This is a genomic window from Aquamicrobium soli (assembly GCF_042646345.1).
Taxonomy (GTDB): Bacteria; Pseudomonadota; Alphaproteobacteria; order Rhizobiales; family Rhizobiaceae; genus Mesorhizobium; species Mesorhizobium soli_A.
In genome coordinates, this window is record NZ_JBHRTK010000012.1 from 594,364 (window position 1) to 616,829 (window position 22,466).

General features: G+C 67.2%; 18 protein-coding genes and 2 riboswitches. Of the genes, 9 read left to right on the forward strand and 9 right to left on the reverse strand.

All coding sequences use genetic code 11. The annotated features are described in order from the left end of the window. A partial coding sequence (locus ACFOHJ_RS12685; protein ID WP_378221565.1) for an ABC-F family ATP-binding cassette domain-containing protein occupies nucleotides 1-1,529 on the reverse strand: 1,529 nt, incomplete at its 3' end. Nucleotides 1,530-1,531: 2 nt separating this feature from the next. Next, entirely contained in the window at nucleotides 1,532-2,179 is a 648-nt protein-coding gene (locus tag ACFOHJ_RS12690) for a thiamine diphosphokinase (RefSeq protein WP_378220917.1), read from the reverse strand. Nucleotides 2,180-2,267: 88 nt separating this feature from the next. After that, a riboswitch (TPP riboswitch) is annotated at nucleotides 2,268-2,380 on the forward strand. 42 nt (nucleotides 2,381-2,422) lie between these two features. Between ACFOHJ_RS12690 and thiB the strand changes: the two genes are divergently transcribed. From thiB to ACFOHJ_RS12710, 4 genes are all read left to right on the forward strand, one after another. Further along, on the forward strand, nucleotides 2,423-3,418 hold the full coding sequence (gene thiB, locus ACFOHJ_RS12695) for a thiamine ABC transporter substrate binding subunit (RefSeq protein WP_378220918.1): 996 nt from the start codon (nucleotides 2,423-2,425) through the stop codon (nucleotides 3,416-3,418). A gap of 257 nt (nucleotides 3,419-3,675) precedes the next feature. Beyond that, entirely contained in the window at nucleotides 3,676-5,292 is a 1,617-nt protein-coding gene (gene thiP, locus ACFOHJ_RS12700) for a thiamine/thiamine pyrophosphate ABC transporter permease (protein ID WP_378220919.1), read from the forward strand. Then, nucleotides 5,289-6,047 carry a thiamine ABC transporter ATP-binding protein gene (gene thiQ / locus ACFOHJ_RS12705; protein ID WP_378220920.1) on the forward strand — a complete coding sequence of 253 codons (759 nt, stop codon included), beginning with the start codon at nucleotides 5,289-5,291 and terminating at the stop codon, nucleotides 6,045-6,047. The genes thiP and thiQ overlap by 4 nt, the downstream gene beginning before the upstream one ends. 219 nt (nucleotides 6,048-6,266) lie before the next feature. Then, the gene (locus ACFOHJ_RS12710; RefSeq protein ID WP_378220921.1) at nucleotides 6,267-7,721 is read left to right on the forward strand and encodes a M48 family metalloprotease; all 1,455 of its coding nucleotides are present in this window, start codon (nucleotides 6,267-6,269) and stop codon (nucleotides 7,719-7,721) included. A gap of 10 nt (nucleotides 7,722-7,731) precedes the next feature. Here ACFOHJ_RS12710 and ACFOHJ_RS12715 read toward each other — a convergent pair whose 3' ends face one another. Continuing rightward, nucleotides 7,732-8,589 carry an RNA polymerase factor sigma-32 gene (locus ACFOHJ_RS12715; RefSeq protein WP_378220922.1) on the reverse strand — a complete coding sequence of 286 codons (858 nt, stop codon included), beginning with the start codon at nucleotides 8,587-8,589 and terminating at the stop codon, nucleotides 7,732-7,734. A gap of 294 nt (nucleotides 8,590-8,883) precedes the next feature. On the opposite strand from ACFOHJ_RS12715, the gene ACFOHJ_RS12720 reads away from it, so the two are divergent. From ACFOHJ_RS12720 to ACFOHJ_RS12730, 3 genes are all read left to right on the forward strand, one after another. Continuing rightward, a complete protein-coding gene (locus tag ACFOHJ_RS12720) occupies nucleotides 8,884-9,657 on the forward strand; it encodes an amino acid ABC transporter substrate-binding protein (protein WP_378220923.1) in 774 nt (257 codons plus the stop codon). A 149-nt stretch (nucleotides 9,658-9,806) separates the two neighbouring features. Then, on the forward strand, nucleotides 9,807-10,487 hold the full coding sequence (locus tag ACFOHJ_RS12725; protein ID WP_378220924.1) for an amino acid ABC transporter permease: 681 nt from the start codon (nucleotides 9,807-9,809) through the stop codon (nucleotides 10,485-10,487). Beyond that, a complete protein-coding gene (locus tag ACFOHJ_RS12730) occupies nucleotides 10,484-11,248 on the forward strand; it encodes an amino acid ABC transporter ATP-binding protein (RefSeq protein WP_378220925.1) in 765 nt (254 codons plus the stop codon). Before ACFOHJ_RS12725 ends, ACFOHJ_RS12730 begins: the two co-directional genes overlap by 4 nt. A 34-nt stretch (nucleotides 11,249-11,282) precedes the next feature. Here ACFOHJ_RS12730 and ACFOHJ_RS12735 read toward each other — a convergent pair whose 3' ends face one another. Together ACFOHJ_RS12735 and ACFOHJ_RS12740 are read right to left on the reverse strand one after the other, a co-directional pair. Next, complete coding sequence (locus ACFOHJ_RS12735) at nucleotides 11,283-12,104, reverse strand: pyrroline-5-carboxylate reductase family protein (RefSeq protein ID WP_378220927.1); 822 nt, start codon at nucleotides 12,102-12,104, stop codon at nucleotides 11,283-11,285. Then, nucleotides 12,101-12,754, reverse strand: a complete 654-nt coding sequence (locus ACFOHJ_RS12740) for a TetR/AcrR family transcriptional regulator (RefSeq protein WP_378220929.1) — start codon at nucleotides 12,752-12,754, stop codon at nucleotides 12,101-12,103. The genes ACFOHJ_RS12735 and ACFOHJ_RS12740 overlap by 4 nt, the downstream gene beginning before the upstream one ends. 137 nt (nucleotides 12,755-12,891) lie before the next feature. Between ACFOHJ_RS12740 and ACFOHJ_RS12745 the strand changes: the two genes are divergently transcribed. Beyond that, nucleotides 12,892-14,928 (forward strand): oxidoreductase, encoded by a 2,037-nt coding sequence (locus tag ACFOHJ_RS12745; RefSeq protein ID WP_378220931.1) that lies wholly within the window; start codon nucleotides 12,892-12,894, stop codon nucleotides 14,926-14,928. 38 nt (nucleotides 14,929-14,966) lie between these two features. Here ACFOHJ_RS12745 and ACFOHJ_RS12750 read toward each other — a convergent pair whose 3' ends face one another. Further along, the gene (locus ACFOHJ_RS12750; RefSeq protein WP_378220933.1) at nucleotides 14,967-17,603 is read right to left on the reverse strand and encodes a TIGR02302 family protein; all 2,637 of its coding nucleotides are present in this window, start codon (nucleotides 17,601-17,603) and stop codon (nucleotides 14,967-14,969) included. Nucleotides 17,604-18,110: 507 nt separating this feature from the next. Here ACFOHJ_RS12750 and ACFOHJ_RS12755 point away from each other — a divergent pair. Further along, the gene (locus tag ACFOHJ_RS12755) at nucleotides 18,111-18,491 is read left to right on the forward strand and encodes a DUF2794 domain-containing protein (protein WP_378221567.1); all 381 of its coding nucleotides are present in this window, start codon (nucleotides 18,111-18,113) and stop codon (nucleotides 18,489-18,491) included. Between the two features lie 51 nt (nucleotides 18,492-18,542). Here the strand turns inward: ACFOHJ_RS12755 and crcB are convergent, their stop codons facing one another. From crcB to ACFOHJ_RS12770, 3 genes are all read right to left on the reverse strand, one after another. Continuing rightward, complete coding sequence (gene crcB / locus ACFOHJ_RS12760) at nucleotides 18,543-18,977, reverse strand: fluoride efflux transporter CrcB (RefSeq protein ID WP_378220935.1); 435 nt, start codon at nucleotides 18,975-18,977, stop codon at nucleotides 18,543-18,545. Nucleotides 18,978-19,056: 79 nt separating this feature from the next. After that, nucleotides 19,057-19,132: riboswitch (Fluoride riboswitch) on the reverse strand. 86 nt (nucleotides 19,133-19,218) lie between these two features. Next, a complete protein-coding gene (locus ACFOHJ_RS12765) occupies nucleotides 19,219-20,868 on the reverse strand; it encodes a hypothetical protein (protein WP_378220937.1) in 1,650 nt (549 codons plus the stop codon). Between the two features lie 61 nt (nucleotides 20,869-20,929). Further along, nucleotides 20,930-22,228 carry an adenylosuccinate synthase gene (locus ACFOHJ_RS12770; protein ID WP_378220938.1) on the reverse strand — a complete coding sequence of 433 codons (1,299 nt, stop codon included), beginning with the start codon at nucleotides 22,226-22,228 and terminating at the stop codon, nucleotides 20,930-20,932. Between the last annotated feature and the right edge of the window lie 238 nt (nucleotides 22,229-22,466).

A 22,466-nucleotide genomic window follows, 5' to 3' on the forward strand; every position in this document is an offset into this window, starting at 1 on the left:
CCCGCCTGGTCCTTTCGCGCCTTGCGGTCGTCCAGCCGCGCGCCGCCGCGCTGCGCCAGCATGTCGGAATAGCCGCCGGCATATTCGGTCCAGTTGCCGTCGCCGTCCGGGGCGATGATGCTGGTCACGGTGCGGTCGAGGAAGTCGCGGTCGTGGCTGACCAGAAGCACGGTGCCGGCAAAGCCCGCCACCAGTTCCTGCAACAGTTCGAGCGTTTCCATGTCGAGGTCGTTGGTCGGCTCGTCCAGCACCAGCAGGTTGGCTGGCCGCGCCAGCACCCGCGCCAGGATCAGCCGCGCCCGTTCGCCGCCCGACAGCTCCCGCACCGGCGTGCGCGCCTGTTCCGGCTTGAACAGGAAGTCCTTCATGTAGGACACGACGTGGCGCTGCTCGCCGTTGATGACGAGGTTTTCGCCGCGCCCGTCGGTGAGGTAGTGCGACAGCGTCTCGGCCGGATCGACCGCCTCGCGCTTCTGGTCGAGCGTGGCGATCTCCAGATTGACGCCGAGCCGCACGCGGCCGGTGTCGGGCTCAAGTCCGCCGGTCAGCATCTTCAGAAGCGTGGTCTTGCCCGCGCCGTTCGGGCCGACCAGGCCGACGCGGTCGCCGCGCTGGATGCGGGTCGAAAAATTCTTCACGACCTCGAAGTCGCCGAAACTTTTGCCGATCGCCTTGGCCTCGATCACCAGCTTGCCGGATTCGGCGGCGTCGCTGGCGACCATGGTGGCGCTGCCCTCCACGCCGCGATGGCTGCGGTGGCGCTGGCGCATCTCCTGCAATTCGCCGAGCCGGCGCATGTTGCGCTTGCGCCGCGCCGTCACGCCGTAGCGCAGCCAGTGCTCCTCGCGCACTATCTGGCGGCCGAGCTTGTGCTGCTCGCGCTCCTCTTCCTCCAGGATCTGGTCGCGCCACGCCTCGAAATGGGCAAAGCCCTTGTCCAGCCGCCGGGTCTGGCCTCGGTCGAGCCACAGGGTGGCGCGTGACACGCGTTCGAGGAAACGGCGGTCGTGCGAAATCAGCACCAGCGCCGAGGCGGTGCGCGCCAATTCCTCTTCCAGCCATTCGATCACTTGCAGGTCGAGATGGTTGGTGGGCTCGTCGAGAAGCAGGATGTCCGGCTCCGGCGCCATGACGCGGGCGAGCGCCGCGCGCCGCGCCTCGCCGCCGGAAACATCGGCGGGCCGTTCCTCGCCGGTGAGCCCCAGATGCTCCATCAGATAGGTGGCGCGATGCGGGTCGTCGGCGGGGCCGAGACCTGCCTCGACATAGGCGCGCACGGTCGCGAAACCCTCCATGTCGGGCGCCTGCGGCAGGTAGCGGATGGTCGCCGAGGGCTGGCGGAAGATCTCGCCGTCCTGCGGCTCGACGAGGCCGGCAGCGATCTTCAGCAGCGTCGACTTGCCGGAGCCGTTGCGCCCGACCAGCGCGATCTTGTCGCCGGCCGAGGCCGACAGGGCGGCGCCGTCGAGCAGCGGCGTGCCGCCGAAGGTCAGCCTTATGCCGTCGAGATTGAGCAGGGGCGGTGCCATGGTCAGCCCTCCGACTGCGGGTGTGGGTGGGCGACCAGCATGGCGCGGCCGCCGCCGAGCGTGACGCGCAGGCCGCCTTTGACCTCGTTGGAGAGCGTCAGCGACGAGCCGAAGGCAATTTCGACCTCGTCCAGCGGCCATTTCGCGCCTTCGACGCTGAGGCCGGAAAGGTCGGAAAAGCCGAGGATCGAAAACAGCGTGCCGTCGGCATAGTCGAAGGCGCGCGGCTTGCCCGGCAGCAGCGGGATGCCTTCCTGCGCGCCGCTGCTCAGCACGATTTCGGTTCCGGCTTCGGCCAGGCGCAGCGCAAGCGCCAGGTGTAGGAAGGCGTGGTCGGCGCGGGCGCCGCCGAAGGCGCCTGCCAGCACCAGTGCGGTGGCGCCGCGCTCCAGCGCCGTCCCGATCGCCAGTTCGCCGTCGGTCTTGTCCTTCTCGGCCGGGAAGGTCTGGCGGGGAACGGCGGCCAGCGCCGGGGGCAGATGCGCCGGCACGGAATCGAAGTCGCCGACCCACAGTTCCGGTACCAGGCCCAGCGTTGCGGCGTGGGCCATGCCGGCATCGGCGGCGATGACGCGGGTGCCGGCCACCTGCCGTTCGAGGAGCGGCGTGCGCACAAGGTCGCCGCCGAGAAGGATGGTGAAGCTTGTCATCGGGCCAGCGCCATAGCAGGGCCTTGCCGGAAACGGAAGGCCGGCGATGCGAGGCTTGCTTATCCCGGCGCGCGGCCCTATGTCTTGTGGTGCTCTAACGGGGTGCCGGACGCTTTTGCGGACCGGCTGAGAGGCAAGCCCTGCCAACCCGCTGAACCTGATCCGGTTTGTACCGGCGGAGGGATTAGATGCTTCGGCAAGCCGACGCCTCGATTCCTTTCAACGCATGAGAAGGAGGCGCCGATGCGCACGATGCTGGTTTCGCTTTTATCCGTCATGACCGTGTTGGCCGCGCCCGCCGTGGCCAAGGAAAAGCTCACCGTCTACACCTATGACAGCTTCACCGCCGAGTGGGGGCCCGGCCCGCAGGTGAAGACGAATTTCGAAGCCCAATGCGGCTGCGAAGTGGACTTCGTCTCGGTCGCCGACGGCGTGGCGCTGCTCAACCGCGTCAAGCTGGAAGGGGCTTCGACCAAGGCCGACGTGGTGCTCGGCCTCGACACCAACCTGACCGTCGAGGCCAAGGCGACCGGCCTGTTTGCGCCGCATGGCCCCGTGTCCGGCGTCAGCGTGCCGGGCGGCTGGAGCGACGACACCTTCGTTCCCTACGACTACGGCTATTTCGCCGTCGTCTACGATACGCAGGCGCTCAAGGACCCGCCGAAGAGCCTGAAGGAGCTGGTCGAGGGTGATCCCTCGCAACAGATCGCCATCCAGGACCCGCGCACCTCGACCCCGGGGCTCGGCCTTCTGTTGTGGGTGAAGGCGGTCTATGGCGACAAGGCGGCGGACGCCTGGGCCAAGCTCAAGGGCCGCGTGCTGACGGTGACGCCGGGCTGGAGCGAGGCCTACGGCCTGTTCACCAAGGGCGAGGCGCCGATGGTGCTGTCCTATACCACCTCGCCCGCCTATCACATGATCGCGGAAAAGACCGATCGCTACCAGGCCGCTTCCTTCGCCGAGGGCCACTATCTCCAGATCGAGGTTGCCGGTATCACCACAACCGGCGCGAAGAATCCGCTGTCGGAAAAATTCATCCAGTTCATGACCGGACCGGGCTTCCAGGACGCCATCCCCGAAACCAACTGGATGTATCCGGCCGGCAAGATGGACAAGCCGCTCGACCCGGTCTTCGACAAGCTGGTGAAGCCGGCCAAGGATCTGCTGCTGTCGCCCGAGGAAGTCGCCGCCAACCGCAAGGCCTGGGTGGACGAATGGCTCGGCGTGATGAGCAAGTAGGGCCGGCAATAGTGCGGGCGGCAAAGCCTCCTGAGGGGGAGACAATCGGATACGGTGCTACCCCCACCCCTAACCCCTCCCCACAAGGGGGAGGGGGACTTTGGAGCCATTCGCGTCATGCATTCACCGGCCGTCTGAGCGGGGCCTTCGCCGTTTCCCCCTCCCCCGTGTGGGGAGGGGTTAGGGGTGGGGGTAACGCAGCCGGACTGGCAGAAGCATCGCCGCCGGCATCCGGCCACCCGGCAGGGGGGTGTTGAATGCGAAAGGCGCTTGTCGACCCCCGCATCGCGGCCGGCGTGCTGGCCCTTGCCTTCATCACCGTGCTCATCGGCGGGGCGCTGGGCGGGCTGGCGGCCGAGGGCGCGGGCGATGTCTCCGGCGCGGCCGCGGCCTTCGATCCCTATCTGCTGCGCGTCGTGCGCTTCACCTTATGGCAGGCGGCGCTGTCGACGCTGCTGTCGGTGCTGCCGGCGCTGCTGGTGGCGCGGGCATTGTCGCGCAATCCGCGTTTTCCAGGCCGCGGCCTCATCCTGCAACTGTTCGCGGTGCCCTTGGCGTTGCCGGCGATCGTCGTGGCGCTGGCCGTGCTTTCGCTCTACGGCCGCGCCGGCTATTTCGCCGGTATCTTCTCCGCGCTCGGCGGCCGGGAATGGCCGGGTATCTACGGCATTTCCGGTATCCTCGTCGCGCATGTCTTCTTCAACCTGCCGCTGGCGGCAAGGCTGTTCCTGGAGGCCTTGCAGACGGTGCCTGCCGACCAGTGGCGGCTGGCGAGCCAACTCGGCATGGGATCCCGTTCCGCCTTCCGGCTGATCGAATGGCCGGCGTTGCGGCAGGCGCTGCCCGGTGTCGCCGGGCTCGTGTTCATGCTGTGCCTGACCTCGTTCACCATCGTCCTGACGCTGGGCGGCGGCCCGCGCGCGACCACGCTGGAGGTCGCCATCTACCAGGCGCTGCGCTTCGACTTCGACCCGGCCCGCGCGGTCGTCCTTACCGTCCTTCAGGTGGTCCTTACGTTCATCGTGGTGCTGGCTTTGACCCGGCTTGGCGCCAACACCACGGGCGATGCGAACCTGCCGGTGGCCCCGCGCCGCTTCCTGTCCCCGAGCCGGCCGGAAAAGGTCTTCGACGCCGGCCTGATCCTGCTTTCGCTGCTGTTCGTCGCCGGGCCGATGGCGGCGACGGTGATGGCGGGCCTCCATGCCGATCTTTCCCGGCTTGCGGGAGAAAGCGCCGTGCGGCAGGCGACGGTGACCAGCATCGTGCTTGCCCTCATCTCGGCGTCGCTGTCCGCCATCCTGTCGCTGGCGCTGGTGATGGCGCGCCGGGCGCTGGCGCTGCGGCGCCGGGGCAGGGCCGGCCGGCTGCTCCAGCAGGCGACCGACAGCGGCGCGGGTTTCGTGCTGGTGGTGCCGCCCATCGTTATCGGCGCCGGCTGGTTCCTGCTTTTGCGCAGCCATGCCGACGTCTTCGCCATTGCGCCTGTCATGGTCGTCACCGTCAATGCGGTGATGGCGATGCCGTTTGCCGTGCGCGCCATCCGCCCCGCCTATGACGCGGCGAGCGAGCGCCACGAGAAACTGAGCGCCCTGCTCGGCATTGCCGGCTGGAACCGCCTGCGGCGCATCGACTGGCCGGTGTTGCGCCGGCCGCTCGCCACCGCCTTCGCCTTCGCCATGGCGCTGTCGCTGGGCGATCTCGGCGTCATCGCCCTTTTCGGCAGCGACAGTGTGCAGACGCTGCCCTATCTGTTGCTGGCCCGCATGGGCAGCTACCGGACCGAGGACGCGGCAGGGCTCGCCTTGTGGCTGGGCCTCGTCTGCCTGCTTTTGATGCTGGCCGCCGGCCGGCTGGGGAAGGAAACGCCGTCATGAGCGCAGGCGCTGCCGTTGAACTGGATCGGGCTGCGTTCAGCTATGGCGCGGCGCCGCTTGACTTCGACGTCGCGTTTGCGGCCGGCAGGGTCACGGCGATCATGGGGCCGAGCGGGTCGGGAAAATCGACCCTGCTCAATCTCGTCGCCGGTTTCGAGACGCCGCAGGCGGGAAGGGTGCTGATCGGCGGCCGGGATGTGACGACCGATCCGCCTTCGCGGCGGCCGGTGTCGATGGTGTTCCAGGAAAACAATCTGTTCGCGCATCTGAGCGTGGAAGACAATGTCGGCCTTGGCCGCTCGCCTTCGCTGAAACTGACGGCAGCGGAGCGGGCGGCGGTGGAGGAGGCGCTGGCGCGCACCGGCCTTGCCGGCAAGCAGAAGCGCCTGCCGCGCGAGCTTTCCGGCGGCGAGCGCCAGCGGGTCGCGCTGGCGCGGGTGCTGGTGCGCGAACGCCCGGTGCTGCTTCTCGACGAGCCGTTCGCCTCGCTCGGCCCGGCGCTCAGGCAGGATATGCTCGATCTCGTCGCCGGCCTGCAGGCGGAACGGGCGATGACGGTGCTGTTCGTCACCCACCAGCCGGAGGACGCGCGGCGCATCGCCGAAGCGGTGGTATTCCTGGAGGATGGAAAGGTCGCCGCCACCGGCCAAGCGGAAACATTTTTCGGCGGGGCTGGTCCCGAGGCGTTTCAGCGCTATATCGGGTCCGAAGCGGCAAGCGGGCGATCACGGGATGTTGCCCGCAAGCGGACATAATTTACGATCATGACCGATCCGGACCTTGTGGCGTTTGCTTGCCATGCCGGGTGGAGTGTGGCTAGTTCCGGCCGGTCCGCCGATTCTTGCTGCCAAAGCCTTGCGACAGGGGCAAGGAATTGCGCAACGATGAGCCGGTCGGGAATGGATCGCGAACCCTGTTGAGAAGAGGAAACCGCTCTGTCGACCGGTTCCCATAGTCGGAAGTTGGTTTCGCCGTTGCGCCTGCTCGCGTCGGCCGGCCTTGCCGTGGTGCTGGCAGGGTGCCAGCTTGCGTCGCCCGACATCCAGGCATCGGCCTTCCAGCCTTCGAACCGGCCGGTCACGGTCGACACCGTCACTGCCAACAACAAGCTTGCCGAACTGGCCAAGGCGCAGCACCCGCGCATCCTCGCCACCTATGGCGGCGAATATTCCGATCCCAAGCTCGAGCGCATGGTGGCCAAGGTGGTCGGCAGCCTGACCACGGTGTCGGCCAACCCGACCCAGAGCTACCGCATCACCATCCTGAATTCGCCCAACGTCAACGCCTTCGCGCTGCCCGGCGGCTATCTCTACGTGACGCGCGGCCTTCTGGCGCTCGCCAACGATTCCGCCGAACTGGCGGCCGTCATCGCGCATGAGATGGGCCACGTCACCGCCAATCACGGCCTGCAGCGGCAGCAGAAGGAAGCCGAGGAAGTGCTGGCGACCAAGGTGGTGTCGGACGTGCTCGGCGACAGCCCGACCGCCAAGGCGGCGCTCATTCGCGGCAAGCTTCGCATGGCGCAGTTCTCGCGCAACCAGGAACTGGCGGCGGACGCCATCGGCATCAAGTCGGTGGGCGAGGCCGGCTATGATCCCTACGCCGCCGCGCGCTTCCTGCAGTCGATGTCGGCCTATACCGATTTCCGCTCGATCAGCGGCGCGACCGATGCCAGCCTCGACTTTCTCGCCACCCATCCCAATACGCCGCAGCGCATCGAACTGGCGCAGCGCCTTGCCCGCGAGTTCGGCCCGCCGGGCGTCGGCACCGTCGACCGCGATTCCTTCCTGGCGGGCATAGACGGCCTGCTCTACGGCGACACGCCGGACGAAGGCTATGTGCGCGGCAACACCTTCCAGCACCCCAAGCTCGGCATTTCGTTCTCGGTGCCGGACGGGTTCATGATCGACAACTCCGCCGCGGCGGTGACGGCGACCGGGCCGGGCGACATGGCCGTGCGTTTCGACGGCGTGTCGATCGACAAGAACCGGTCGCTGCCGGACTATATCCGCAGCGGCTGGGTGGCCGGGCTCGACGATGCCAGCGTTCAGGAGACGAGCATCGACGGCAACGAGGCGGCGATCGCCAAGGCGCGCGCCGACGGCTGGCAGTTCGACATCGTGGTGATCCGCGCCAATGGCCAGGTCTACCGGCTGCTGACGGCGGCCCCCATCGCCAGCACCTCGCTCGACGCGGTGGCGAGGGCGGTGAGCGGCTCCTTCCACGTCCTCAGCGCTGCCGAGAAGGCGGCGTTGAAGCCGCTGCATATCCGCGTCGTCACCGTGCAGCCGGGGCAGACCGTCGGTTCGCTGTCGGCGATGATGACCGGCGTCGACCGCAAGCTCGACCTGTTCCTGGTGCTGAACGCGATGTCGCCCGGCGCCAGCGTCTCGGCTGGCGACAAGGTCAAGATCGTTACCGACAAATAGCGGGTGCCGTTCAGGCGGCGAGAAATTCCGGGTTCTGCTCGACCAGCGCCGTCTTCAGCTTTTCCATGGCGCGCACCTCGATCTGGCGCACCCTCTCCTTGGAGATGCCGAGCTTCTCGCCCAGCGCCTCCAGCGTCGCGCCGTCGTCGCTCAGCCGGCGCTCCTCGATGATGGTGAGTTCGCGGGCATTGAGCGCGCTGAGCGCCGCCTTCAGCCAGACGGCGCGGCGCTCGACGTCGATGGTGTCGCCGACCACCTCGTCGGGCAGCGGCTCCTCCGAAATCAGGAAGTCCATCCGCTCGGCCGAGCCGGAATCGTCGGCAAGCGGGGCATTGAGCGAGCTGTCGGGGGCCGAAAGCCGCGAATCCATCATCGCCACGTCTGCCTCGGAAACGCCCAGCGCCATCGATACCTGATGGTACAGCATCTCCTTGGTCAGCGTCTCCGACCCCGTGGCGAGCCGGGCGCGCAGGCGGCGAAGGTTGAAGAACAGGGCCTTCTGCGCCGAACTGGTGCCGCCGCGCACGATCGACCAGTTGCGCAGGATGTAGTCCTGCATGGAGGCGCGGATCCACCATGTCGCATAGGTTGAAAAACGCACGTCGCGATCCGGATCGAAGCGGGCGGCTGCCTCCAGCAGTCCGACATGGCCTTCCTGGATCAGGTCGCTGGTGGGCAGGCCGAAATGCCGGTACTTCACGGCCATGGAAATGACCAGGCGCATGTGCGAGACCGCCATGCGGTGCAGCGCGTGCTGGTCGTTGTCCTGCTTCCAGCGCACGGCCAGCCGGTGTTCCTCGTCACGTTCCAGATAGGGGGCCTTCATCGCGGCGCGAATGAAGGTGCGGCCCGATTCGTCCTGCATCATTCTGGCGCTCCCGCTCCACATTCAGCTTGTCCTCACCGAGCGCTGGGCCCTCCTGACGCGGAAGGCGGCCCACTCAAGGGCCTGTAACGTGCGGCGGCGAGAAACGGTTCCAGAGTATGAGGAGGCCAAGCAGGGGTTTGGAATTTTTCGTTGCCGATGGCTTGGGAGTCGGAAGAAATTTCCATGAAATGTGGTATAATGGAATTTCGTTCCTTATAACCGGCAGATACCTCTGCCAGATTCCGCCATCGCAAGCGCCGGTCTGTCGCCGGCGCAAATTCAGGATTCCAGAACATGAAATGGCTTAAATCGCTCATCGTCGCCACGGCCGTGCAGGCGCTGGCGGTTACCGCAACCCTCGCCGGCGCGAACCTCGACCAGATCAAGGCCGACGGCGTCTTCAAGATCGGCACCGAGGGCACCTACGCGCCCTTCACCTACCACGACGAGAACAACAAGCTGGTCGGCTTCGACGTCGAGATCGGTGAGGCCATCGCCGCCAAGCTCGGCGTCAAGCCGGAGTTCCTCGAAGGCAAGTGGGACGGGCTGATCGCCGGCCTCGACGTCAAGCGCTACGACGCCGTCATCAACCAGGTCGGCATCACCGAGGAGCGCAAGGCGAAGTACGCCTTCTCCGATCCCTACATCGCCTCCAAGGCGGTGCTGATCGTCAAGGGCGACAACGACGCCATCAAGACGTTTGCCGACCTCAAGGGCAAGAAGTCGGCGCAATCGCTGACGTCGAACTTCGGCAAGCTGGCCGAGAAGAACGGCGCCGAGCTCGTCGGCACCGACGGCTTCGACCAGTCGATCCAGCTTCTGCTCACCGGCCGCGCCGACGCCACCATCAACGACAGCCTGTCCTTCCTCGACTTCAAGAAGCACAAGCCCGATGCCGACGTGAAGATCGCCGCGCAGGAAGAGAACGCCGACTATTCCGGCGTCATCGTCCGCAAGGGCGATCCGGAGCTGGTCGAGGCGATCAACAAGGCGCTGGCCGACATCAAGGCCGACGGCACCTACCAGAAGATCGCCGACAAATATTTCGGCGAGGACGTTTCGAAGTAAGCCGAAGCCGGGCGCGAGCCGCCCGGCTTTCCGGCATCCCGCGGCGGGCCGTCTTTGACGGCTCGCCGTTTTTCACGTGATATGGCCTGCCTGTTTTTCACCGATGGTGTCGCACTCGCCATGGGTGCCTGAGTAAGGAGACGTTGCCCGTGCCCCACTGGCTGCAATTGATGCTGGATTCGCTCGGCCCGCTGTTGTGGGCCGCAGCCGCGTTCACCGCGCCGCTCACGCTGCTCTCCTTCGCCTTCGGCCTGACCGTGGGGCTGGCGGTGGCGTTGATCCGGCTGTTCGGCCCGAAGCCGCTGGTGGCGCTCGTGCGCTTCTATGTCTGGATCTTTCGCGGCACGCCGCTCCTGGTGCAGCTTTTCCTGATCTTCTACGGCCTGCCCTCGGCCGGCATCCTGCTCGATTCCTTCACGGCGGCGCTGATCGGCTTTACCCTCAACATCGGCGCCTATTCGTCGGAGATCGTGCGCGCCGCCATCGGGTCGGTGCCGAAAGGCCAGTGGGAAGCGGCCTATTCGATCGGCATGACCTGGAGCCAGGCCATGCGCCGCACCATCCTGCCGCAGGCGGGGCGCGTGGCGGTGCCGCCACTTTCCAACACCTTCATTTCGCTGGTCAAGGACACCTCGCTTGCCGCCGCCATCACCGTGCCGGAGATGTTCCAGGCGGCGCAGCGCATCGTCGCTGTCACCTATGAGCCGCTGATCCTTTATGTCGAGGCGGCGCTGCTCTATCTGGCCATGAGTTCGGTGCTGTCGGCCTTGCAGGCGAGGCTGGAGACCCGGCTCGACCGCTACGGCGGCTTCCTGGAGGCGCGCGCATGATCGGCCTTGGCGACATCGAAAAGCGGTTCGGCGACAATCTCGTCCTCAAGGGCGTCAGCGTCGCCATTGCCGAGGGCAGCGTCACGGCGCTGGTCGGGCCTTCCGGCGGCGGCAAGAGCACGCTGCTGCGCTGCATCAACCTGCTCGAGCTGCCGACCTCGGGCACGGTGCGCATCGGCGAGGATACGCTGGCGTTCGGGCCGGGCCACAAGGTGGCGACACGGGATATCCAGCGGCTGCGCCGGCAGACCGGCATGGTGTTCCAGAATTTCCAGCTTTTCCCGCACCGCACCGCCGTCGAGAACGTGATGGAAAGCCTGACCGTGGTGCTGAAATGGCCGCAGGCCAGGGCGCGCGAGCGGGCGATGTCGCTGCTCGAAAAGGTCGGCATGGCGCACAAGGCCGACGCCTGGCCGGCGACCCTGTCGGGCGGCCAGCAGCAGCGGGTGGCGATCGCGCGGGCGCTCGCGCCATCGCCCAAGGTGCTCCTGTGCGACGAGCCGACCTCGGCGCTCGATCCCGAACTGGCGCAGGAAGTGGTGGACGTGCTCGGCAAGCTGGCGAGCGAGGGAACGACCATGGTGATGGCGACGCATGATTTGCGGCTCGCCTCCAAGATCGCGCGCGAGGTGGTGTTCCTCGATGCCGGCGTCGTCGTCGAGACCGGCACGGCCGAACAGGTTTTCGGCAACCCGCAGCGCGAGCGCACCAAGCGGTTTATCGCCACCTTGCGGCAGGAGGCGGCCGAAGCGGAAAAGTAGGGCGCTGGCAAGGGAAACGGCGGCCGTTGCGCCGCTACTTCCTGTCCTTGCCGGCTTGCGCCTCCGCCATGGAGACGGCCTTGGCCGCGGCGGCCGAAAGCCCGGCATGGACGGCCTTCGTGAAGCCGGCGTCCTGCATCGCGCGCAGGCCGGCATCGGTGGTGCCGCGATATTCCATGAAGGTGCGCACGGTTTCGCCGGGCGAAGCGCCCGGCTTCGCCAGCAACTGGCTGGCGTCGCAGACGACGCCGGCCACCGCGCGGCGGGCGATGGTTTCGGGCAGGCCGTGGGCGCGCGCGTGGCCCAGCATGGCCTCAGCGAGCAGCGCCGGAAATGCCGGCCCCGATCCGCTGAGCGCCGTCAGGTAGTCGATGGCGGCCTGCATGCCCACCTCGTCGGCGGCGCCGCAGCTTTCGAACAGCGCCTGCACCAGCGCCTTGTCGTCGAAGGAGACCGCATCGGAACAGAACCACGGCGTGTAGGAGCGGCCGATTTCCGCCGCCGCGTTGGGCAGGGCGCGCACGACGCGGTCCGATCCGGTGCGGGCAAGCAGCGTCTCCATCGAGACGCCGGCCATGACGGATATGACCAGCCGGTCGCGCGCATCGATGGAAATGGCCGGGAACTGTTCCGGCCGCACCGAGACGATCACCACCTGCGAGCGCCGCACCAGTTCCTGGTTGTCGGCGGTCCAGGCGACTTGCGGCCGGTCGGCGAAGGTGGCGGAGGTGCCGGCTCGGCAGGACAGCGTCAGGCCGGACGGCTCGATCAGCCCCGCATCGAGCAGGGCGTGGCCGATCGCCCGGCCGAGCCAGCCGTTGCCGCCGATGATGCCGATCGTGCGAAAGGGCGTCATGATGGGCCGCCATTGTCGGGCAGGGATGCGGCGAAACCATGCCGGGCATGGAAACGCTCGATCTCGCGCGGTTGCGGCGCCTGCCCGGTAAATATCTCGACATAGTCGGGGATGCGCTGCATGCGCGCGGCAAGCGGCTCGGCCGCCTTCATCGAGATGTAGCCGATCTGGACGAGATAGACGGTGCGCGCCCGCACGTCGGCTTCGAGCGCGCTGTAGCCGAAGCGCTGGAACATCGCCGCCAGCGCCTCGATGCGCGCCGCGTCGGCCGCAGCGACCTGCGCCGCAACCTCGGCGGATTGAAGGCCCCAACTGCGGACGGCGAACTCGAATTCGGAATCGAACAGCGAGCGGTCCAGCCAGCAGTCGAAGACGTTGAGCATGGCCTCGGCGATGCCCTCGGCATAGGCTTGCGACTGCCGCACGATGGCGCCGGTGTTGCCCGCGCGCCAGCGTTCCAGCAGCGCCGCCAGCAATTCGTCCCGATCCTTGAAGAACCAGTAGAAGCTGGTGCGCGAAAGCTTCAGCTTTTGGGCGAGCGGCAGGATGCGCACCGCATCGACGCCCGCCTCGATCAGCGTCTCGTAGGCCGTTTCCAGCCACACTTCGGGCGAGCCGCGCCAGCCCGTGTCGGTTGCTTTCTGGTCCATCACGGCACAGCCTAGCAGGGCAGCCGTGTCGTCGCAACGCGATTGTACAGCGATGACTACTACATAAACACTCTAGTCAATATAGATGACATAGGTGTACATTCTGTTGTCGTCACACGTCGAGCCGGGAGCCAAGCATGTCGACCGATCCGCTTTTGCAGCCCTACAAGCTGAAGCATTTGACCCTTCGCAACCGCCTGATGCTGACCTCGCACGAGCCGGCCTATCCCGACGACGGCATGCCGAAGGAGCGCTACCGCGCCTACCATGTCGAGCGGGCCAAGGGCGGCATCGCGCTGACGATGACGGCCGGCTCGGCGGCGGTTTCGCGCGACAGCCCGCCGGTGTTCAACAACATCCTCGCCTACAAGGACGAGGTGGTGCCGTGGATGAAGGCGCTGGTGGACGAGTGCCACGACTACGGCACGGCGGTGATGATCCAGCTTACCCATCTCGGCCGCCGCACGCGCTGGGACAAGGGCGACTGGCTGCCGGTGGTGTCCTCCTCGCTCGAACGCGAGCCGGCGCACCGCGCCTTCCCGAAGCGGGCCGAGGACTGGGATATCGAGCGCATCGTCAAGGATTTCGCCGATGCCGCCGAGCGCATGAAGGCGGCCGGGCTCGACGGGATCGAACTGGAGGCCTACGGCCACCTGATCGACCAGTTCTGCTCGCCGCTGACCAACGATCTCGAAGGCCCCTATGGCGGTTCGCTCGACAACCGCATGCGCTTTGCCTTCGACGTGCTGCGGGCGATCCGCGAGCGGGTCGGGCAGGAATTCATCGTCGGCGTCCGCTATACGGCCGACGAGACGGTGGCGGGCGGCATCACCAAGAGCGAAGGCCTTGAAATATCGAAGAAGTTCAAGGAATCGGGCCTGGTCGACTTCCTCAACATTATTCGCGGCCATATCGAGACCGACGCCGCGCTGACCGACGTCATCCCGGTGCAGGGCATGGCGAGCGCGCCGCATCTGGACTTCGCCGGCGAAATCCGCGCGGCGACGCATTTCCCGACCTTCCATGCCGCCAAGATCCAAGACGTGGCGACGGCGCGCCACGCCATCGCCTCCGGCAAGCTCGACATGGTGGGCATGACGCGCGCCCACATGACCGACCCGCATATCGTGCGCAAGATCGTCGAGGGGCGCGAGCAGGACATCCGCCCCTGCGTCGGCGCCAATTACTGCCTCGACCGCATCTACCAGGGCGGGGCCGCCTACTGCATCCACAATCCGGCGACCGGGCGCGAGACCGAGATTCCGCACGATCTGCCGAAGGCGCAGAAGAAGCGCAAGATCGTCGTCGTCGGCGCCGGCCCGGCCGGGCTGGAAACGGCGCGAGTCGCCGCCGAGCGCGGCCACGAGGTGGTGGTGTTCGAGGCGGCGAGCCATGCCGGCGGCCAGATAAGGCTCACCGCGCAAAGCAAGCGGCGGCGCGAGATGATCGGCATCATCGACTGGCGCGTGGCGCAGTGCGAGGCCAAAGGCGTGAAGATCCATTACGGCACCTGGGCCGACGCCGCGCTGGTCCTGGCGGAAAAGCCGGACGTCGTCGTCGTCGCCACCGGCGGCATCCCGCATACGGAGGTGCTCAGCGCCGGCAACGATCTCGTCGTTTCCTCATGGGACATCATTTCCGGCGACGTGAAGCCCGGAACCAACGTGCTCGTCTTCGACGACGCGGGCGACAATGCCGGCCTGCAGGCGGCGGAAGTCATCGCGCAGGGCGGCGGCAAGGTCGAGATCATGACGCCCGACCGCTCTTTCGCGCCCGAGGTCATGGGCATGAACCTCGTCCCCTACATGCGCGCGCTGCAAAAGCTCGACACCACCTTCACCGTCACCTATCGGCTGGAGGCGGTGGAGAAGAAGGGCAACGGCCTCGTGGCGATCGTCGGCAGCGATTATGGCGGGGTGCGCAAGGAGCGGCAGGTCGACCAGGTGGTGATCAACCACGGCACCGTTCCGCTGGACGAGCTCTATTTCGAGCTGAAGCCGCAATCGAGCAATCTCGGTGTGCTCGACCATGCCGCCTTCATCGAGGGGCGGCCGCAGGCCAGCCTCGGCAATCCGGCCGGCGCGTTCCAGCTGTTCCGCATCGGCGATGCGGTGGCCTCGCGCAACACCCATGCCGCCATCTATGACGGGCTGCGCCTGGCCAAGGACTTGTAGCACCCCGATCCCGGGATGCCTGCCGGCTTTGCCGCTCTTTATTTGAGTTCGAGCAGGCGCTCCAGATAGTCGCGCTCGATCTCGGGCGACAGGGCGTTGCCGAGCCGCTTGCGGATGGCGTCAAGAATGCGGCGCGCGCGCTGCACGTCGATCTCGTCGGGGACCTTCACCGAGTCGCCGAAGTCGGGACCCTGCGTGGCGCGGGGCCGGCCGAGCGGGTCGCGGTCGGCGCCCTGCTGGTTGCGGCCGGCGCGGCCGCCGCCCTGGTCGCCCTGCATGGCCTGCAATTGCTGCATCATGTCCTTGGCGCCCTTGCGCAGCGCTTCCAGCGCCTTGCCCTGATGGCCGACGGCGTTGTCGCCCTCGCCCTGGCCGAGCGCCTTGCCGGCCTCGCCCATGGATTTTCCGGCATCGCCGAAGCCCTTGTTCGGCTCCAGTCCCATGCCTTCGAGGCTCTTTCCGAGCTTTTCGAGGTCGTCCTGCAGCTTGCCCTGTCCCTGCTGCAACTGCTTCAGGGCCTCGGCGTATTCCTCCGGCGTCATCGGCTTGCCGTTTCCGTTCGGGTCGCTCCTGCCTTGCTGCCGGTCGCCCTGCTGCCGGTCGCCCTGCTGTTGTCCGGGCTGGCCCTGATCGTCGAATTCGCCGAACGGGTTCATCTCGCCCTGCTCGCGCTGTCCTTCGCCGCGCTGCGCCTGATCCATGCGGAACGTCTCGTTCATCATCTCCTGCTGGCGGCGCATGATCTCGCCAAGCTTGTCCATCTGCTGGCGCATCTCGCTGTCTTGCTCGCCCTGCGGCTGCTGGCGGCCGGCCTGCAGATTGTTCATCATGTTTTCGAGCTGCGACAGCAATTCCTGCGCCTTGTCGCGGTCGCCCGACTTGGCCAGATTCTCGATCTGATCCATCATCTTCTGCAGGTCGCTCGAACGCAGTTCGCGGGCGTTCGGGTCGGCGAGGGCCGGGTTGCGGTTCTGCTGGCGCTGCGCGAGTTCCTTCAGGAATTCGTTCATCGCCTGGCGCAGTTCCTTCATCTTCTGGTCGATTTCCTCGTCGCTGGCGCCGTTCTTCAGGGCGTCCTGCAAGGCCTGCTGCGCCTGGCGCAGCCGCTTCTCGGCCGCGGACAGGTCGCCTTCCTCGATGCCGAGGGCGATTTCCCACAGGTAGCCGACCTCGCCGCGCAACTGGTCGTCGTTGCCGGCAAGCTTCAGCCGGGTGCGGGCGCTGGCGATGGCGAGGAAATGCGCCATGTTGTCGAACGTGTCCTCGGGCCGGAGCGTGATGGCGTCCATCAGGTCGAGCACGCGCGGCTTGGCGTTGGCGTCGAGGCCGAGCAGGCGGCGCTGCTCCAGCACGGCGAGCGCCAGCGGATTGCTGAAGGGCCTGGCCGGCATCGCCAGCGTCCGCGTCTCGCTCGTCGCCGACTGCCCGGCGCCGTCGGTGGCGACCAGGTGCAGCTTGACCGGCAGCCCGGCCCAGACATGCTCGGTCAGGTCCTTGGTCGTGCGGGCGGCGTTTGCCGCCTTGCCGTCCTGTGTCCTCGCCCCCTTGCGTGGCAGCGAGAGCGGCATGTCGGGCGGGCCATAAAGCGGGTGTGCGTTCGCCGCCGGCGCGTCGGCCGGCGCGAAGACCGCCTTGGCCGAGGTGGCGCCATAGTCGTCGTCGATCTCGTAGGTGAGTTCGATCGTGCCGTTGACGGCCCGTTTCGGCTCGCCGACGAAGCGAATCTGCGGCGGCTTGTCAGGGATCACGGTAAAGGCCCAGCGGTCGAGTTCGCCATCGGGCGCCTGCAGCACCAGGGCGCCGTCCGTGGTCAGCTTGCCCGCGAACTGGCGCACGTCGGCGCCTGTGGCGGGGCCGGCCGTTTCGCCCTTGGCGGCGGCCGGATCGCTACCGGCGGGGTCGATGGTGCGGCTGTTGCCGCTGGCCTCGACATAGGACAGGGCCGCTCCCGCGGCGCCGCCGGTTATCCTGAGCGAGAAATCGCTGCCCGCCGGCACCGCGACAGGCGCGGCCTGGCCGGCTCCGGCGCTGAGGAAGATGGGCGGCTTGCCGGTATAGGCCGGCGGCGTCACCCAGGCGTCGATGCGCGGCGGCACGGTGTTGCGCGCGGCGGCGGGCCGGAATCCGTCGCCCAGCCGGCCGCCGAGCGACCCGAAGGAGAAGGCGAACGCCACGACCAGGAGCAGCACCGGCACGGCGCGAAGGCCCCATGGGTCGCGCTCCGGCACATGCGTGCGCGGCATGTCGCCGCCGACGCGTTCGAGCGCGGCGGCCATGCGCTTCTGGTGCTCGCGCCACAACGCCCGGGAAAAGCCCGTTTCCTCGCCGCTCAGGCTCTCGGTCTGCACCTGCACGGGGCTGTGCGGCAGGGCGTTGGCGGTTTCGATGCGCCGGTCGACCTCGGCCGGGCCGGGCAGGCGGAAGAACCGCAGTGGATAAAGGGCGGCCAGGAAGCCGATGCCGAAGGCGGCCACGGTGCCGAGCCGCACCATATCGGGCACCCGGGCAAAAAGGCCCAGCCAGGAGACGCTGACAAAGACCGCCACCACGAGAAGGGCCGGCAGCACCAGCGGCCAACCGCGCTCGACCACCATAGCGCAGCGCGTGAGGACGCGGCTCGCGGCGAGTTTCGCGGCAAGGCTGCGTTCCATCCCGATGCTGGGTCGCTCTGTCATTGGCCTCTTGTCGGTTTGCACCGGCCGGCCAGGCGGCGCGGTCCTTGTTCAAGGATAGCAGCAAACACGGCAAAGGCGAGGCATCCGCCGGCCAGGCAGGGACTTTTGGGCGTGCGAGGCGGGAGCGGGTCACGAAAAACCCGGCTCCAACGGATCGTCGGCTCCGGGCTGAAACGGTGGGATCGCTGCCTGTCGGCTTTCTTGACGAAAGACTGAGGTTGGTTCGATCCGACTCAAGCTCGTGGGCGGGGGGCTTGGGGTTTACGAGCAGGTGCCGGACCGAACCGTCTCAGGCAACGAGTGTAGACTCGTCGGACATTGGGGCGGCAGCGCGGGTAAAAAACGGCGAAACTGTGGCGGGGAATCACCAATTCCAACACATGGGTCGGAAAAAGTGACTGGACGATTCGGGAAGGGCGCATTTGGGCGAATCGTAAGCCGGGGTTGCAATTGCGGGGGGAAAGCGCGACCTTGGAAAGGACAACCAGCTTTGAAAGGCTCCTCGGCATGATCGATGGTGGTTCGGAGGGTGGGGACGCATCGGCAATATTGATTCCCTTCAACGAGGCTCGCCGCGAACGGCTCGACCTGCCTGTCGCTTTCGAACGCAGGGAACTGGAACTGATACTGAGGCTTTACGGGCGCATGGTCGCGGCCAACGAATGGCGTGACTACGCCATCGACCACCTGTCCGACCGGGCCGTCTTCTCCGTCTTCCGCCGCACCAGCGAGGTGCCGCTGTTCCAGATCGTCAAGGACCCGAAACTCGCGCGCAAGCAGGGCGCCTACAGCGTCGTTGCCGCCGGCGGCCGCATCCTCAAGCGCGGCCATGAACTGGCACGCGTGCTCGGTGTCTTCGACCGCAGCCTCAAGCTGGTCGAGGCGTGAGCGGCCGCGCTCCGAGGCGCGGTTCTTCCGGCTGATTTCCCGCAGAGTTCGTCAGGACGCCTCTTCCTCGAGCGGCAGTTGCGCCACCTCGGTCGCGCCGCCGTTCATCAGCGCCGCGACCTGGTGGCCGATCGCGACCGCCGCGACGCACAGGACGACCGATGCCGCGACATTGACCAGTGCCCGGCTCAACGCGCCCTGCCGCAGCAGGTCCAGCGTCTGCAGGCTGAAGGAGGAGAACGTCGTGTAGCCGCCGCACATGCCGATCATCACGAACAGCCGCCAGTTTTCCGACACCGGAAAGCGGCCATGCGCCAGGGTCAGCGTGCCGAAGAAGCCGATCAGGAAAGAGCCGGTGATGTTGACGACGAGGGTGCCCCACGGCATCTGCCCGCTGACCGACAGGGCTAGGGCGGAAACGACATAACGTGCCAGCGTGCCGAACGCGCCGCCGGTCATCACGATCAGGCAAGTGGTAAAGGACATCGAACTTTTCCTCTCGAGGGCGGGCGACAAAAAACCCGCCATGCGGCGGGTGCCTCCAGACGCACCCCTGCCGCCGGTTGCAGCGACAGGAGTCATCAGCCCTCATGGGCGGTTCGGCCTTTCGACCTTGGGGGAACCCCATCCCCATGGCGGCACCATAGCATCGATCCGCTGCCGCCACCAAGAGGCGCGGGAGCGAAATCGAACAGCCGCAGCCGCCTTGCACCCGAAGGCGGCGGCCTCAGCCGGCCGACTTCTCCTGCCAGGCCTTCAGCGCGTCGTCGAACACCTTGTCGCCGGGAATGCCCTTTTCCATGGTGATCAGGGCGCGCCGCCCCGACTTGTAAATGATGGGAATGTCGATCCAGTCCTGGTTACGCAGCAGCGTCATGTTGGCCTGCTCGTCGGCCTTGGTGTCGTTGAGCGCGACCAAGAAGAAGCCGTCGGCGATCTTGGCCGGGATGCCGATCAGCGGGCTGCCGGCATCCTGCTCGGACGTCTTCATGGCGATGCGCAGGATATTGTCGATGCCGCCGCCTTCAAACCCTTCGGGCGTCAGGAAGATCAGCTCGACGATGTGGCTTGCCGGCAGCGTCTCGTCGGTGTTGCGGCGGATGGTCATGCGCAACTGGATGTTCTTGCCGGGAATATTGGCCTCGGCGCGGATCGCCGGCTCGGGCGGGGCCTCGCCGCCGGGCGATTCCTGCACCAGCGACCAGACGATGTTGCCCGGCTCCGCGGAGCCTTCGGCGGTGCTGGTGCGCTCCTCGTAGAAGATCGCCTTCTGGCCGACGGCGAGCGCCGGTTGCGTCGCTTCGGGCGCGGGCGCGTTTTCCGTGGCGGGCGTGGTCGCCGGGTCGGCGGCAGCGGCATCCGATTCCGGCGTCGCCGCTTCTGCCGGCTGGTCCGCCGGCGTCTGGCCGGACGGCTGGGTGGTCAGCGCGACAACGGATGTTCCTTCGCCGATCGAGCTTTCACCGCCGGCCGGGCCGGGGTCGATCTCTTTCCCTTCCGGCGTCAGGCGCTGGGTGAACTTGGGCTTGTCGACGGCCTCCGGCGCGGTGACGGGCGGCGGCTCGGAGGTTTCCGCCGGCGTGGCGGCAGGCTTTTCCGCCTCGGCGGTCTGCTTGGCGGGGGCCAGCGGTTCCACGTTGACGGCCTGCGGCTTGGCCTCGTCTCCGCCGATCATGCCCTTGAAGGCGTCGCCGTTGAGCCAGACGCCGTAGGCGGCACCGGCAACCACGACGAGCGCGGCGACGGCGGCGGCCAGGCGGCCCCAGCGGCGCGGACGGGCGGGCTCCTGGAAAAGGTCGCCGGAATCGCCCGGCAGGTGATGTGTCGAGAATTCCTCGTTGCGCGGCTCCGGCTCGAATACCGGTGGCTCGGCCGCAACAGCCAGAGCCGGCTTGTCGGCGGCGGTGGGCGCCTTGGGCGGCGCGGCCCTGGCGGCCGGCGGAGGCGTCGGCTGGGCGACCTTCGACGGCTGGCCGTCGAAGGCAGCCGACGCGGCGATGGGAGCCGCCGGCGGCGGGGGCGCCTGCCGAACCGGCTCGGCGGCGGCCTTTGCCGGCGCCGGCGCGGGCCGCACATGGCTCGGCGTGTTGCGGTTGCGGTCGATGGAGGAAAAGATGTTTTCCAGTTCCGCCAGCGGATCGGATGCGGGAGCCGGCGGCGGCGCCGGCTTGGCGTAGCTCTTCTCGACCGACGCGATGGCGTCTTCCAACGTGCGCTTCTGGCGCTCGGCGACTTCCTGCGGCGGCGGCGGAACGATGGCCGCAAGCTTGGCCGCAATGGTCGAGCGCGCCTTGTCGTAGACGCGCGCGCGCATCTGCGGGGTCGTCTCGCCCATGCCGTCGATTGTCTTTTTCAGAACAGCAACGAAATCTGCCATGCTTCAGTCGACCTGTACTTGCTTCCTCCCGCCGATCCGCTTGCCCGGCGGGGAATTTGGGTTAATCCTGGAACGGATCGGTTACCAGGATGGTGTCGTCCCTCTCCGGGCTGGTGGAAAGCAGCGCCACCGGCGCGCCGATCAGTTCCTCGATGTAGCGGACATACTTGACTGCCTGCGCCGGCAGGTCGTTCCAGCTCCGCGCGCCGGCGGTGGTGCCCTTCCAACCTTCCAGCGTCTCGTAGACGGCCTCGACGCGCGCCTGCGCGCCCTGGCTGGCCGGCAGGTAGTCGATCACCTCGCCATCGAGCCGGTAGCCGGTGCAGACCTTGATTTCGTCCAGCCCGTCGAGCACGTCAAGCTTGGTCAGCGCGATGCCCTTGATGCCGTTGACGGCGACCGCCTGGCGCACCAGCACCGCGTCGAACCAGCCGCAGCGGCGCTTGCGCCCGGTGACGACGCCGAACTCGTGGCCGCGCGTGCCCAGGAACTCGCCGACTTCGTTCTGCTGCTCGGTCGGGAACGGGCCTCCGCCGACGCGCGTGGTGTAGGCCTTGGTGATGCCCAGCACATAGTCGATCGCGCCGGGCCCGACGCCGGAGCCGGCGGCGGCCTGCCCGGCAACGGTGTTGGAGGAGGTGACGAAGGGATAGGTGCCGTGGTCGATGTCGAGCATGGTGCCCTGCGCGCCCTCGAACAGGATGCGCTCGCCGGCGCGGCGGCGCTCGTCCAGCACCCGCCAGACATGATCGACATAGGGCAGGATCTTTCCGGCTACCGAGGTCAGTTCCTCCATGATCGTCTCGTGCGCCACTTCCGTGTGGCCGAGACCGCGGCGCAGCGCATTGTGGTGCGTCAGAAGCCGGTCGACCTTCAGGGGGAGGGTTTCCAAGTCCGCCAGATCCATCACCTTCACCGCACGGCGGCCCACCTTGTCCTCATAGGCGGGGCCGATGCCGCGGCGGGTCGTGCCAATTTTGGTTCCGGAATTGGAGGCGGCGTCCTCGCGGAATCCATCCAGTTCCCGGTGCACAGACAGGATGAGCGCCGTATTTTCGGCTATTTTCAGGCGGTCGGGCGTGACTTCCACGCCCTGCGCCTGCAATTTCGCCATTTCGGCCACAAATGCATGCGGGTCGAAGACGACGCCGTTGCCGATGATGGAAAGCTTGCCCTGGCGCACCACGCCGGAAGGCAGCAGCGACAGCTTGTAGACGGTTCCGTCGACCACCAGCGTATGGCCGGCGTTGTGGCCGCCCTGGAAGCGGACCACCACATCGGCCCGTTCCGACAGCCAGTCGACGATCTTGCCCTTGCCCTCGTCGCCCCACTGGGAACCGACGACCACCACATTGGCCATAGTGTCTTTCCTTCAAATCCTGCAAAGAAGCGCAGCGGCGGCTGCGAAACGACAGGCCTCTATAACGTCAAGAGTGCGCAAGTGCGACCATTCTTTACCGTTCCGGCCATGCCGAGGCACAACAAAAACTGCTTTTCGTATCATTTACTTGGCGCAGGCCGCATCCTAGAGCCTGTCGCGAGAAAAAAGATTCGCGCGCTAGCTGCAGGCTTCCGCCTTTGCGCATGCCTTCCTCCCG